Source organism: Curtobacterium sp. AB7 (genome assembly GCF_044909335.1).
GTDB lineage: Bacteria > Actinomycetota > Actinomycetes > Actinomycetales > Microbacteriaceae > Curtobacterium.
Genome location: NZ_JBIYED010000001.1, coordinates 760,769 through 773,570 on the forward strand (window position 1 = coordinate 760,769; position 12,802 = coordinate 773,570).

General features: G+C 72.4%; 18 protein-coding genes. 16 read left to right on the top strand and 2 right to left on the bottom strand.

What is annotated here, in order from left to right:
* Positions 1-3: 3 nt before the first annotated feature.
* The 8 genes from ABH929_RS03825 to ABH929_RS03860 all read left to right on the top strand — a co-directional run bounded on the left by ABH929_RS03825 (position 4) and on the right by ABH929_RS03860 (position 5,827).
* The gene (locus ABH929_RS03825) at positions 4-561 is read left to right on the top strand and encodes a TetR/AcrR family transcriptional regulator (RefSeq protein ID WP_263091121.1); all 558 of its coding nucleotides are present in this window, start codon (positions 4-6) and stop codon (positions 559-561) included.
* 106 nt (positions 562-667) lie between these two features.
* Complete coding sequence (locus ABH929_RS03830; RefSeq protein ID WP_404560171.1) at positions 668-1,555, top strand: aminoglycoside phosphotransferase family protein; 888 nt, start codon at positions 668-670, stop codon at positions 1,553-1,555.
* A gap of 124 nt (positions 1,556-1,679) precedes the next feature.
* The gene (locus ABH929_RS03835) at positions 1,680-2,873 is read left to right on the top strand and encodes a zinc-dependent alcohol dehydrogenase (RefSeq protein WP_404560172.1); all 1,194 of its coding nucleotides are present in this window, start codon (positions 1,680-1,682) and stop codon (positions 2,871-2,873) included.
* Positions 2,873-3,919, top strand: coding sequence for an NAD-dependent epimerase/dehydratase family protein (locus tag ABH929_RS03840; RefSeq protein WP_263091117.1), 1,047 nt, complete (start codon positions 2,873-2,875; stop codon positions 3,917-3,919). The genes ABH929_RS03835 and ABH929_RS03840 overlap by 1 nt, the downstream gene beginning before the upstream one ends.
* A gap of 174 nt (positions 3,920-4,093) precedes the next feature.
* The gene (locus ABH929_RS03845) at positions 4,094-4,447 is read left to right on the top strand and encodes an SHOCT domain-containing protein (protein ID WP_263091114.1); all 354 of its coding nucleotides are present in this window, start codon (positions 4,094-4,096) and stop codon (positions 4,445-4,447) included.
* Complete coding sequence (locus ABH929_RS03850) at positions 4,444-4,698, top strand: SHOCT domain-containing protein (protein WP_404560174.1); 255 nt, start codon at positions 4,444-4,446, stop codon at positions 4,696-4,698. The genes ABH929_RS03845 and ABH929_RS03850 overlap by 4 nt, the downstream gene beginning before the upstream one ends.
* A gap of 9 nt (positions 4,699-4,707) precedes the next feature.
* A complete protein-coding gene (locus tag ABH929_RS03855; protein ID WP_404560176.1) occupies positions 4,708-5,127 on the top strand; it encodes a DUF6314 family protein in 420 nt (139 codons plus the stop codon).
* Positions 5,128-5,161: 34 nt separating this feature from the next.
* Positions 5,162-5,827 carry a pentapeptide repeat-containing protein gene (locus ABH929_RS03860; protein ID WP_205463662.1) on the top strand — a complete coding sequence of 222 codons (666 nt, stop codon included), beginning with the start codon at positions 5,162-5,164 and terminating at the stop codon, positions 5,825-5,827.
* Between the two features lie 62 nt (positions 5,828-5,889).
* Here ABH929_RS03860 and ABH929_RS03865 read toward each other — a convergent pair whose 3' ends face one another.
* Positions 5,890-6,879, bottom strand: a complete 990-nt coding sequence (locus ABH929_RS03865) for an NAD(P)/FAD-dependent oxidoreductase (RefSeq protein WP_404560178.1) — start codon at positions 6,877-6,879, stop codon at positions 5,890-5,892.
* A gap of 67 nt (positions 6,880-6,946) precedes the next feature.
* Here ABH929_RS03865 and ABH929_RS03870 point away from each other — a divergent pair, with 67 nt between their 5' ends.
* The gene (locus ABH929_RS03870; protein WP_404560180.1) at positions 6,947-7,570 is read left to right on the top strand and encodes a helix-turn-helix domain-containing protein; all 624 of its coding nucleotides are present in this window, start codon (positions 6,947-6,949) and stop codon (positions 7,568-7,570) included.
* Between the two features lie 35 nt (positions 7,571-7,605).
* On the opposite strand, the gene ABH929_RS03875 is transcribed toward ABH929_RS03870, so the two are convergent.
* Complete coding sequence (locus tag ABH929_RS03875; RefSeq protein WP_404560181.1) at positions 7,606-8,361, bottom strand: glycosyltransferase family 2 protein; 756 nt, start codon at positions 8,359-8,361, stop codon at positions 7,606-7,608.
* 148 nt (positions 8,362-8,509) lie between these two features.
* Here ABH929_RS03875 and ABH929_RS03880 point away from each other — a divergent pair, with 148 nt between their 5' ends.
* The 7 genes from ABH929_RS03880 to ABH929_RS03910 all read left to right on the top strand — a co-directional run bounded on the left by ABH929_RS03880 (position 8,510) and on the right by ABH929_RS03910 (position 12,777).
* Entirely contained in the window at positions 8,510-9,268 is a 759-nt protein-coding gene (locus ABH929_RS03880) for a hypothetical protein (protein WP_404560182.1), read from the top strand.
* Complete coding sequence (locus ABH929_RS03885; protein ID WP_404560183.1) at positions 9,265-9,711, top strand: phage holin family protein; 447 nt, start codon at positions 9,265-9,267, stop codon at positions 9,709-9,711. Before ABH929_RS03880 ends, ABH929_RS03885 begins: the two co-directional genes overlap by 4 nt.
* Positions 9,708-10,280, top strand: coding sequence for a DUF3618 domain-containing protein (locus tag ABH929_RS03890; protein WP_404560185.1), 573 nt, complete (start codon positions 9,708-9,710; stop codon positions 10,278-10,280). Before ABH929_RS03885 ends, ABH929_RS03890 begins: the two co-directional genes overlap by 4 nt.
* Before the next feature lie 78 nt (positions 10,281-10,358).
* Positions 10,359-10,784 carry a MarR family winged helix-turn-helix transcriptional regulator gene (locus ABH929_RS03895; RefSeq protein ID WP_404560186.1) on the top strand — a complete coding sequence of 142 codons (426 nt, stop codon included), beginning with the start codon at positions 10,359-10,361 and terminating at the stop codon, positions 10,782-10,784.
* 57 nt (positions 10,785-10,841) lie between these two features.
* On the top strand, positions 10,842-11,483 hold the full coding sequence (locus ABH929_RS03900; protein WP_404560187.1) for an MBL fold metallo-hydrolase: 642 nt from the start codon (positions 10,842-10,844) through the stop codon (positions 11,481-11,483).
* A 55-nt stretch (positions 11,484-11,538) separates the two neighbouring features.
* Positions 11,539-12,228, top strand: a complete 690-nt coding sequence (locus tag ABH929_RS03905) for an HAD family hydrolase (protein ID WP_404560188.1) — start codon at positions 11,539-11,541, stop codon at positions 12,226-12,228.
* A gap of 66 nt (positions 12,229-12,294) precedes the next feature.
* Positions 12,295-12,777: a GNAT family N-acetyltransferase gene (locus ABH929_RS03910; RefSeq protein WP_404560189.1), complete on the top strand. Its 483-nt coding sequence runs from the start codon at positions 12,295-12,297 to the stop codon at positions 12,775-12,777.
* Positions 12,778-12,802: the final 25 nt, after the last annotated feature.

Genomic DNA, 12,802 nt, shown 5'->3' on the forward strand with positions numbered 1-12,802 from the left:
GTCATGAGCACTGACGGCACCCGCGATCGTGAGCGCACCCGCCAGGCGGTCCTCGAGGCCGCCGAGCGGTTGCTCGCCGAGCGCGGCACCCGGGTGAGCGTCGCCGAGATCGCGGCGGACGCCGGCGTCTCCAAGAGCGGCCTGCTCCACCACTTCCCGTCGAAGGACGAGCTGCTCCTCGCCGTCGCCGCGCACGGTCTCGCGACGTTCAAGGACGAGGTGCTGCGACACGTCGACCTGGCCGAGAACCGCCCCGGCAAGGTCCTCCGCGCCTACGTGCGGACCCTGTGCGGCGGCAGCGAGCGCGCCATGGAGGTCTTCTCGCCGACGGCGCACTGGACCGGTCTGATGGCGGTGCCGGGGGTCGAGGCGGTCGTCGCCGCGGACGCCGAGGACTGGCGCGCGGTGTTCGCGCGCGACGGCCTGCCCGAGGACCGCACGTTGGTCGTCCGGCACGCGGCCGAGGGGCTCGCAGCAGCTGCCGCCATGCCGCCGTACCTGGATGCACGCGAGCTGGCGGTCACCCGTGACGCGCTGCTCGCCCTGGCAGAACCCGCCTGACGACCCGGCCAGGAGGCCCGGTGCGCGCCCGCCCCGCCGGTCACCTGGGCAGGCGGCCGGCCCGACCCCCGTGGTTCAGTCGGTGTCGTCGGCTTAACCTGGGGCGATGCACACCGAAGTGCCCCGGATCGACGTCTCTCTCGTGGAACGACTCGTCGCGTCGCAGTTCCCCGAGTGGAGCGGCCTGCCCGTGCGCGAGGTCGACCACCAGGGCTGGGACAACCGCACGTACCGACTCGGCGACGCGCTGTCCGTCCGGCTGCCGAGTGCCGCCGGCTACGTGCCCGGGGTGGAGAAGGAGCAGGACGTCCTGCCGTACCTGGCGCGCCGGTTGGACGTCGCGGTCCCCGAACCGGTCGGGCTCGGCGAACCGGGCGAGGGGTACCCGTTCCCGTGGTCGGTCCGGCGATGGCTCGACGGGACGGTGGCCCTGCGTGCGGTCGACCTCGACCACGAGCGCTTCGCCGCCGACGTCGGCGCGGTGCTCCGGCAGCTCCGCAGCCTCCCCGCCACCGGGGGTCCGACCGCCGGCGTGCACTCGTTCCACCGCGGCGAGCACCCGTCGGTGTACGGCGCCGAGGTCGTCGCGGCGCTCGACACCCTGGGTGCGCGGGTCGACCGTGCCGCGTGCGAACGCATCTGGGACGCCGCGGTCGCCACCGCGTGGGACTGTCCGGGGGTCTGGTTCCACGGGGACGTGGCGCCGGGAAACCTGCTCGTGGACGGTGCGGGACGGCTCGCCGCCCTGATCGACTTCGGCACGTGCGGGGTCGGTGACCCGGCGTGCGACCTCGTGCTCGCGTGGACGTTCCTCGAACCGGCGGCGCGCCCGGTGTTCCGCGAGGCCGTGGGGCTCGACACCGACACCTGGGCGCGCGGGCGGGGCTGGGCACTCTGGAAGGCGCTCATCATGCTCGCCGGCAGTGCCGGGCCCGGCGACCGTACGGAGCACGAACGCGTCCTCGCCGCGGTCCTCGCCGACCCCGTCGTCTGACGCGACGGCGCGCCCGGGGTCGTGCGTGGGGCTGTGAACGCGCCACGGGGCGGGCGCGTACCGAGGAGGGAGAAGCGAGTCGTGCCTCCCGGCCGGCCCGAAGCGACCACGAGAGGAACGCGACGTGCGCGCACTGACCTGGCAGGGCACCGAGAAGGTGTCCGTCGAGACCGTCCCCGACCCGACCATCCAGGAGCCGACCGACGCGATCGTGCGGATCACGTCCACCGCGATCTGCGGCTCCGACCTGCACCTGTACCGGGTGCTCGGCCCGTACATCGACAAGGGCGACGTCCTCGGCCACGAACCCATGGGCATCGTCGAGGCGGTCGGCAGCGCCGTCACGAACCTGAAGGTCGGGGACCGCGTCGTCGTCCCCTTCAACATCTCGTGCGGCCACTGCTTCATGTGCAAGAACGGCCTGCAGTCGCAGTGCGAGACCACCCAGGTCACCGAGTACGGCTCGGGAGCGGCGCTCTTCGGCTACACGAAGATGTACGGCCAGGTCCCCGGCGGCCAGGCCGAGTACCTCCGTGTCCCGCACGCGGACTACGGCCCCATCGTCATCCCGGACGACGGCACGCCCGACGACCGCTGGCTGTTCCTCAGCGACATCCTGCCCACCGCGTGGCAGGCCGTGCAGTACGCGAACGTGCCCGAGGGCGGCACGCTCGCGGTGCTCGGACTCGGCCCCGTCGGCCAGTTCGCCGCCCGCATCGGCAAGCACCTGGGCTACCGCGTGCTCGCCGTCGACCCCGAACAGGTCCGCCGCGACCTGGGCGCGAAGCACGGCGCCGAGGTCTTCGACCTGACCAAGGACACCGTGCCGGAGCTCGTCGACCTGACCGACGGCCGCGGCCCGGACGGCGTCGTCGACGCCGTCGGCATGGAGGCGCACGGCAACCCCGTCGCCGGCTTCGCCCAGCGTGCGGCCGGGCTGCTGCCCGACGCCCTGGCGCAGAAGGCGATCGAGACCGCCGGCATCGACCGGCTCGCAGCCGTGCACGCCGCGATCGACCTGGTGCGTCGCGGTGGCACCGTCTCCCTGAGCGGCGTCTACGGCGGCATGGCCGACCCGATGCCGATGATGACGCTCTTCGACAAGCAGATCACCATCCGCGAGGGACAGTGCAACGTGAAGCACTGGATCGACGACATCATGCCGCTCGTGCAGGACCCGTCGGACCCGCTCGGCACGCTCGACCTGACCACGCACCGGGTGTCGCTCGAGGACGCCCCGCACATGTACGAGGTGTTCCAGAAGAAGCAGGACGGCTGCGTGAAGGTCGTGCTCGACCCCGCCCTGGCCGCCGCCTGATGCGGATCGTCGTCGTCGGCGGGACCGGCAACGTCGGGACGGCGGTGCTCCGTCGCCTCGCCGAGGCCCGGGCCGCCGGCGGACGCGACGACAGTGTCGAGATCGTCGGCGTCGCACGGCGCCTGCCGGACGTGCACGTGGAGCCCTACCGTTCCGCCGTCTGGCACGCCGTCGACGTCGGCGCGTCCGACGCGGTCGGCCAGCTCACTGCGATCTTCACCGGCGCCGACGCCGTGATCCACCTGGCCTGGGCGCTGCAGCCGACGCACGACATCCCGCTGCAGTACCGGACCAACGTCACCGGCACCGCGAACGTGTTGTCGGCCGTTGCTCGTGCAGGGGTCCCACAGGTCGTCGTCGCGTCGTCGGTGGGGGCCTACCGGGGCGTCGACGCCGCGGGCAAGCGGACCCCGGTCGACGAGAGCTGGCCGACCGACGGCATCCCCACCGCGACGTACTCGATCCACAAGGCCGCGAACGAAGCGGCGATGGACGCCTTCGAGGCAGCCCATCCGTCCGTGGTCGTCACGCGGCTGCGCCCGGGGTTGATCTTCCAGCGGGACGCCGCCGCCGAGATCCGTGGACTGTTCCTCGGACACCTCGTGCCGATGTCGATCGTGCGGTGGATCCGGTGGCTCGTGCTGCCCTTGCCGTACCCCTTCGTGTTCCAGGCGGTGCACGCCGACGACGTCGCCGACGCCTACTGGCGGACCGTCGACCAGCGGGCCGGCGGAGCGTTCAACATCGCCGCGTCGCCCGTGCTCAACCCGCCGCGGTTGGCCCGGGCCTTCGGCATGCTCGGTGCCGTCCGGATCCCGCTCGGACTGCTGCGCGGGATCGTGACGCTGACGTGGCGACTGCGGTTGCAGCCGACGGACGCCGGCTGGATCGACATCGCGGCCGGGGTGCCGATCATGCGGACCGACCGCGCCCGGTCGGTGCTCGGATGGGAGGCCCGGCACACCTCCGAAGACGCGTTGCGTGCGCTCGTGGCCGGGTTCGCGGACGGTGCGCACGTCGCCGCGTCGGATCCGCTGCGGGGGTAGCTGGGCTGGGCGGGGGCGGGCGCTGCCGGGGCGTACCGGGTGCTTTCGGGCGTACCGGGTCGGAAGTTTCGACCAGGTACGCCTGTTTCCGCGTTCCATCGCGGGTGTGATGGGAAGGAACGGGCGATCGGGTCGCGCTACGATTCGCTCGTCGTTGTGAGAAGGGGGAGCGCGATGGTGCTCAGTTGGTCGGCGTTCAGTGAACTCGAGGGACCGGGCGGCTCGGCTATGCCCGACCTGTTCGGCGGTTGGTTCGGCATCGCGTTCGGGGTCGTCGCAGCCCTGACGATCCTCACCACCCTGACGATCGTCGTCCTGACGCTCTACCGCGGCAAACGGATGGCCGACCGCGGTCAGAACCCGCTCACCCTGCAGGAGGACATCGCGTACCAGGCGATGCGGAGCCGCACCCTCGCGCCCGAGAAGCCGCTCGAACAGCGGCTCGCCGAACTCGACGACCTGCACGCCCGCGGAGTGATCTCCGACGAGGAGCACCGGACGGCGCGAGCCGAGGCCCTGCGCGGATGATCGCCTCCGAGGAGCTGCACAACCCGCTCATCCCGCCGCTGTACGACATCGTGTGGAGCGTGGTGATGGGGCTCATCGTGGTCGCCGTCGTCGTCACCGTGTGGATCGCGGTCGTCCGGAGCCGTCGCTCCCAGGGTGCGCCGCGGACGCTCCGTGAGCAGCGGTTGGCGGAACTCGACGACCTGCACGCCCGCGGGGCGATCACCGACGACGAGCACCGGTCGGCGCGAGCCGAGGCCCTGCGCGGTTAGCCTGGGGCGGTGCTGCTGCCGACGGACCTGCTGGGGGAGTGGGTGCTCCGTCGGACCCTGGACGACCGGCGTGCCGGCGTGCAGGGCATCGTCACCGGCACCACGACGCTGACCGCGGTCGGCGCGGACGAGGTGCGCTGGGGCGAAGCGGGCATGATGACCTTCGACGGTCGGGCCACCCCGGTGTCGCGGACGCTCGTCGTGCGTCGCCGCACCACGGGGAGCCCGCACGACTGGACCGTGCACTTCGCCGACGGCCGGGTGTTCCACGACTGGGTCTGGGGTGAGAGGGTGGCCCACGCCTGCGCACCGGACGACTACACCGGGGCACTGGACGGCGACGAGCGGCGGTGGACCGTGCGCTGGGAAGCCCGGGGCCCGGCGAAGGACTACCGGCTCGACAGCGTGCTCACCCGCGCATCGGCGTGACCACGACGTCACCGGCACGCGCCAGACTGAGGCCATGGCACGTTCCTCCGGTACCGAGACCCCGCGCATCACCCTGACCGAGCCCGTCGACCTGCAGGACTGGGTCCCCGGACCCGGCGACGTCCTGACCGGCGACCGCATCGAGGGGAAGCGCATCGGCGTGCTCGACCTGGCCGGTGAGCGCCTGCCCGACCTCGAGATCGAGGAGTGCGTCATCGACACGCTCCGCGGCGACGGCGCCGACTTCCGTGGCCTGCGGGTGCACGACTCGATCATCGACACGCTCGACGCCCCGGTGCTGCGGGCGTCGAGCAGTTCGTGGCGCGAGGTCCGGGTGTCCGGCGGTCGCATCGGTTCTGGCGAGCTGTACGACTCGGGGTTGAACGGCGTCGAGTTCGTCGGGATGAAGTTCGGGTTCGTGAACCTGCGCGGATCGACGCTCACCGACGTGGTGTTCCGCGACTGCGTGATCGACGAGCTCGACATCGCGGACGCGAAGCTGCTCCGGGTGTCGTTCGAGGGCAGCAGCATCCGCGACGCCGAGGGGTCCAACACCCGGATCGACCACGTGGACCTGCGGGGTGCGGACCTCGACCGGGTCGAGCGCCTCGAGGGGTTTCGCGGCGCGACGATCGGCGCCGACCAGCTCTACACGCTCGCCCCGCTGCTGGCGGCGCAGGCGGGCTACCGCGTCGACTGACGGCTGCCCCGAGTCTCGGGGTGGGCGACACTTCTCGCAGCTCCGAGCGCGAGGACCGTCGCTCAGCCCGAGACTCGCCCAGAGCCCGCCGCCGCCGTGGCGAGGGCCGCCGCCAGGTCGGCCTGCACCAGGTCGCCGTGCGCGGCCGCTCCCGCCTGGACCCCGGCGGCGGCGGACGCGATGACCGTCGCCATCGGGGCCGCCACGTTGCCGGCCGCGTACACACCGCGCACCGAGGTCTGCCCGGCCGGGTCGACCGTCAGCGCGCTCGCGTACCGGAAATCGCCCATGAACTGGTCGGTCGCGACCAGACCGAGGCCGGACAGGAAGTCCACGCGCGCCTCAGCAGTGCTCGCCGCGGCCAGGGCGTCGAGTTCGACGACCTCGCCGGAGCCGAGCGTGACCCCGGTCAGCGTGCCCTCCGACGAGCGGACCTGCGTGACCGTGTCGTCGACGACCTCGATACCGCGGGCCTGCAGACCGGCCCGGGCGGTGTCGTCGACGAGTGCCGGATCAGTGACGAACGCCGTCACGTGCTCGCTCAACGCCCGGAACATCAGCGCGTGGTGCACGCCGTTCGGTGTCGTCACGAGCACGCCGATGCGCTGGTCGCGGATCTCCCACCCGTGGCAGAACGGGCAGTGCACGACCCCGCGTCCCCACTGTTCGGCCAGGCCGGGTACCTGCGGCAGGACGTCCACGGCGCCGGAGGCGACGACGAGCCTGCGGGCGGCGACGACCGTGCCGGAGTCCAGCGTGACCGAGAAGCCGACCGGGTCGGTGCCGTCACCCGTCGTGGCGGACGCGGCCACGATCCTCCCGGCCGTCACCTCGACTCCGTAGGCGGCGACCTCGTCGCGACCGATCGCGGACAGCTCGGCGGGGGCGATGCCCTCGCGCCCGAGGTAGTTGTGGGCGCCGGCCGACGGCGCGTTGCGGGGCTCGCCCGCGTCGACGACGAGGACGGAGCGGCGGGAGCGCCCGAGGACGAGGGCGGCGGAGAGGCCGGCGGCTGCTCCGCCGATGACGATGACGTCGTAGTGATCACGCATGCAAGGAGCATGCGGCCCATCGCGCGCAGACAGCAAGGAACCTTGCCGTTGTGGCAACATGACGAGCATGCGCACCACTCCACACGGGCACGGCCCGCAGGAACCGACGGCTCCGCGCACGACCGCGCAGGTCGTCGACGGGGTGGGGCCGCGGCTGCGCGCGCTCCGGGCCCACCGGGACGTCACGCTCGCCGCACTCTCCGAGCAGACCGGGGTGTCGGTGAGCACGCTCTCGCGGCTCGAGTCGGGGCAGCGCAAGCCGACCCTCGAACTGCTGCTCCCGCTGGCACGGGCGTACCAGGTGCCGCTCGACGACCTGGTCGGAGCACCGCAGACGGGAGACCCCCGGGTGCACATGAAGCCCGAGGTGCACGGCGGACGCGTGGTGGTGCCGCTGACGAAGCGCACCGGCGGCGTGCGGTCGTTCAAGCAGCTGTTCCCACCGAAGACACCGGGCGGTGAACCGTCGCTCAAGACGCACGAGGGCTACGAGTGGCTCTACGTGCTGTCCGGCCGCCTGCGCCTCGTGCTCGGCGAGCACGACCTCGACCTCGGGCCGGGTGAGGTCGCCGAGTTCGACACCCACACCCCGCACTGGATGGGCAACGTCACCGACTCGGTGACCGAGGTGCTGTGCCTGTACGGGCCCCAGGGTGAACGGGCGCACGTGCGGTCGAGGCCGACGCGCTGACGGCACGCGCGAGCGTCACCGTTCCGGCAAGCCGATCAGCGCGTGCGCCACCCGCGGCGTACCCGCAGCCCCGCGCGCACCCGCCGCGCCCACCGGCGCACCGGGTTCGCCCGCCGGCCGTTCACGCGGAACGTGTGGAAGGCGCGTCGCGTCCGCAGCAGGGCGGACGGGAGGCCCGACAACGGTCGCGCGGACACCTGCACCGTGAGCACGGGGTCGGCCACCACCCGCCAGGCCGGGTCGAGCTGCATGCTCAGGTCGACGTCGTCGTGCACCTCGGGGTCCTCGCGGTGCGCTCGGCCGCGCACCGCGGCCCACGTCGACCGCCGCATCGCCATCGCGGAACCGAACAGCGGCGGGCGCCCGAGCGCGGCCCACATGAGTGCGAAGTACGGCCGCATGTAGACGGCGTCCCAGAGCCGGCCGATCAGCGGTCCGCCGTCGTGCGGGCATCCGGGTCCGGTCACCGCGACGACCGACGGGTCGGCCAGCAGCCGCACAGCGTCGGCGATCCACCCCGGCGGCGGGACGGAGTCGGCGTCGAGCCGGACGAGGACGTCCCCGGAAGCCCGGTCGTAGCCGCGCGCCGAGGCCCGGGCGATGCCGCGGATGCGTTCGGTCAGCACGACCGCCCCTGCTGCCTCGGCCACCTCGGCGCTGTCGTCGCGGCTGCCGTTGTCGACCACGACGACCTCGTCGGCGAGCAACGTCTGCCCCGCGAGGGCGTCGAGACACCGCCGCAGGTGCGCGGCGTCGTCGCGCACGGGGATGACGACGGAGACGCGGACCATCCTCCGATCCAACCGGAGGTCCGCTGTGCGGACAGCCGGTCCGCGTTCCGTGGCGTTCCTGCGCTGGAGCACATCGGAGGGCGCGCACCTTCGGTCAGGCAACGCCCCCGGTGCCCATCGGTGGCGACGGACAACCGGAAGGCCGACCATGACCACGAACCCACCCGGGAACGACTCCGGGACCCCCATCCACGACCGCACGGTGGCTTCCGAGGGTCACGAGGTGTCCCCCGGCGTCACCGTCCCCTCGTTCGCCAGCGGCGTGCCCGCGGCCGGACCGACGGACCCCGACGTCGCGCAGGCGTACGACCCGTACGGCGACGACGCCGAGGTGCCGTTCGACGCACCCCTCGCCGCCGTCCCCGCCGATGCGGAGTCCGGCAAGGCCGACGCGGCCAAGGGTGCCGCGCAGGACGTCGCCGGGGACGCGAAGGCCAAGGCCGCGGACGTCGCCGGCACGGCCAAGGAGCAGGCCTCGAAGGTCGCCTCCGAGGCGACCGACCACGCCAAGCAGCTGTACGGCCAGGCGTCGGAGAACCTCAAGCAGCAGGCCGGCGAGCAGCAGGAACGTGCCGCAGGCGGCCTCCGCAGCCTCGGCGAGCAGCTCGGTCGCATGGCCGAGAACGACGAGGACCAGGGCGTGGCCGCGAAGGTCGTCCGCGACCTGTCCGGCCGTGCGACCTCGGCCGCCGGGTTCCTCGAGAACCGCGACCCGGGCTCGCTCCTCGACGAGGTCAAGACCTTCGCCGCGAAGCGTCCGGGCACGTTCATCGCCATCGCCGCCGGTGCCGGCATCCTCGCCGGTCGGTTGACGAAGGCGCTCGCCGCGGACGCCAAGCACGAGAAGGAAGCCGGCGACGGGCCCACCACGACCCACACCGGCACCGGCCCCGGGAGCGCCCTGTGAGCCACACCGTCCCGGGTCCGACCCCGCCGGGTGATCCGACACCCGAGGAGCGGGCCGCCACGACACCGCTCGGCGAGCTGCTCTCCGACGTGTCCCGCGACCTCTCCAGCCTGTTCCGGCAGGAGATCGCCCTCGCGAAGGCGGAGCTGACCGACTCGGCGAAGAAGGCCGGCAAGGCGGGCGGGATGTTCGGCGGCGCCGGACTCACCGCGTTCTTCTCGCTGCTCTTTGTCTCGATCGCCGCGTGGTGGGCCATCGGGTACGCCGTCGGCAACGCGTGGTCCGCCCTCATCGTCGCCGCGGTCTACGCGATCGTCGCCGTGGTCCTCGGTCTCCGCGGTCGCGCTGCGGCCAAGGAGATCACGGGCCTGCCCCAGACGGTCGCCACCGCCAAGGAAGTCCCCGAAGCACTCAAGCCCACCACCACCGGGAGGAAGCCATGAGCACCCCAGACGAGATCCGCGCCGACATCGAGCGCACCCGCGGCGAACTCGGCTCCGACGTCGACGCCCTGGCCGACAAGGTCAGCCCGTCGTCGATCGCCCACCGCCAGACCGAGAAGGTGAAGAGCCGGTTCCAGGGCGTCCGCGAGTCCGTGATGGGCGCCGCGGACTCCGCGAAGTCGAGCGCCTCGGGCTCTGCGTCCGGTGCTGCGGACCACGCGAAGGACGTCGCCCAGCGCGGGGTCGAGCAGGCCAAGGGGGCACCGCTGGCGATCGGACTCATCGCCTTCGGTGTCGGCTGGCTCGTGTCGTCGCTCATCCCCGCGAGCGACAAGGAGGAGGAGCTGGCCGTCGAACTCAAGGACAAGGCAGCGCCCCTGGTCGACGAGGTCAAGGAACAGGCGAAGGACGCCGGGTCGCAGCTCGGGGACGCCGCGAAGGGGCACGCGCAGGACCTCAAGGGCACTGCGCAGGACGCCGCTCAGACCGTCAAGGACGAGGCGCAGGGCGCCGCTTCGGACGTGCAGGACCACGCGAAGGGCGCAGCGGACGACGTCCGCAGCAGCTGACGCAACGGGCTCACGAACGACAGGCGCGGTGCCGGCTGGCACCGCGCCTGCCGTCGTCCAGGCGGTAGCGTTCCGGGCATGGACCGGACCGACGAACTCGCCGTGGAGCTCCGGCACGCGATCGGTCGCGTCGTGCGCGCTGCGAAGCGGGAGGCGGACTCGCTGCCGACCGCCCACGCGACGACCCTCGGGTTCCTCGAGCGCGAGGGGCCGATGCCGATCGCGCAGCTGGCACGTCGCCGGGCGGTGAAGCACCAGGGGCAGTCGCGCACGGTGGGGGAGCTCGCCGACCTCGGGTACGTCGAGCGGACGGCGTCGGACACCGACCGCCGCGTGTCGGTCATCCGCATCTCCGACATCGGCAGTGAGGTCCTCCGCCGGGACATGACGGCGCGGGCCGACTGGTTGGCGACGGCGATCCGCGAGGAACTCGACGACGAGGAGCGCGCGGCCCTCGAACGCCTGCCCGGCATCTTCGAGCGGTTGGCCCGGCGCGCCGACTGAGTGCTCCCTCACCCGGATCCGTCACCAGAAGTACAACACAGTTGTAGAGTCGTTGCCATGGAGCTGACGAAGTACACCCACGCCACCGTCGTCCTCGAGCAGGACGGGACCACCCTCGTCATCGACCCGGGTGTGTTCACGCCCGAGGCCGCCGACCTCGTCCGCGCAGCGGCCGGCGTCCTCATCACCCACGAGCACCCCGACCACTTCGACGTCGAGGCCGTCCGCGCCGGGCTCGCCGCGAACGACGCCCTCGTGGTGCGGGCTCCCGGTGCGGTCGTCGAACAGCTCGGCGACCATGACGGTCACGTGAGGGCGGTCCGTGCCGGTGACGCGTTCGAGATCGGCCCGTTCTCGGTGCAGGCCTTCGGCGAGGAGCACGCGGTCATCCACCGCGACATCCCGACGATCGCGAACGTCGGGTACCTGGTGAACGACACGGTGTTCCACCCGGGCGACGCGTACCTCGAGCCGGGTGTCCCCGTGCAGACGCTGCTCCTGCCGACCAGCGGTCCGTGGACGAGCACCGCCGCCGCGGTCGACTACGTCCGATCGGTGGCGCCGGAGCGTGCCGTGCAGATCCACGAGGCGATGCTGAGCGAACTCGGCCAGCAGTCCACCGCGCGGTTCCTCGGCTCGGACGGTCTCGGACCGGTGCCGGTCCTGATCCTGCCCGCGGGGGAATCGATCACCGTCTGACGGACGCGACCGTGCTCCTGGGAGGCGATCCGCGCCTCCCGGGCAGCATGGAGGGATGTCCGACGCTCCCTCGACCGCAGTCCTCTTCGACATCGACGGCACGCTCGTCGACTCGAACTACGCCCACATCGACGCCTGGTGGCGCGCTGCCCGCGCAGCGGGCGAGTCCGTGGACGCCTGGCGGATCCACCGCGCGATCGGCATGGACTCCGCGAAGCTGCTCGAGACGCTGCTGCCGGACGCCTCCGACGAGACGCGCGACACCGTCGAGCAGTTCAACACCGCCTACTTCGCCGAGCACATGCCGCAGCTGCGGCTGCTGCCGGGCGCCCGAGAGCTGCTCCGTGCGATCGCCGAGGCGGGGCACGCCGTCGTCCTGGCGACGAGTGCGCCGGAGAACGAACTGACGCGGCTGCGCGAACTGCTCGACGCCGAGGAGTGGCTCACCGCGGTGACGAGCTCCGAGGACGTCGAACAGGCGAAGCCGGACCCCGGGATCATCCAGGTGGCGCTCGACCGGGCCGGTGTGCGTGCTGACGCTGCCGTCATGGTCGGCGACGCGATGTGGGACGTCGAAGCGGCCGGACGCGTCGGGGTGACCTGCGTCGCGGTGATGACCGGCGGCATCGGCGGCGACGAACTCCGCGGAGCCGGTGCCGCCGAGGTCCACGACGACGCCGCTGCCGTGCTCGCCGCGCTGCGGTCCGAGGACGGCGCGATCGCGGCACTGGGTGGGCGCGCGTGAGCATGCGTCCGGATGGGCGCGCGTGAGCGTGCGTCGTCGCCGGCATCCGTGACAGGATCGTCGACCGTGATCACGATCGAACGCGTGTCCTGGGACGACCCCCGATCCGTGCTGCTCCGTGCCCGCATGGACGACGAGATGCACGAACGCTACGGCTCGGCGAACGGCGACGAGGACCCGGCGATCACGGCCGAACGGAGCCGCGCGCTCTCCGTCGAACCGTCGGCCGTCGTCACCTCGGTCCTCGCGCTCGACGAGTCCGGCAAAGCCGTCGGGCACATCGCGATCCGGCGTCTCGGCGACGAGGTGGAGCTCAAGCGGCTGATCGTGCTGACGTCGGCCCGCGGCAAGGGGGCAGCCACCGCACTGCTCGACGAGTGCGAGCGCATCGGCCGCGAGCTCGGCGTGCCCCGGCTGATCCTGCAGACCGGTGACAAGCAGCCCGACGCGGTCGCCCTGTACGAGAAGACCGGGTGGAGCCCGATCCCGGTCTACGCGCCGTACGCGGCGACGATGCCGTGGTCGTTCTGCTTCGAGAAGACCCTCTAGGGGTACGACCCTTCCGATTGCACTT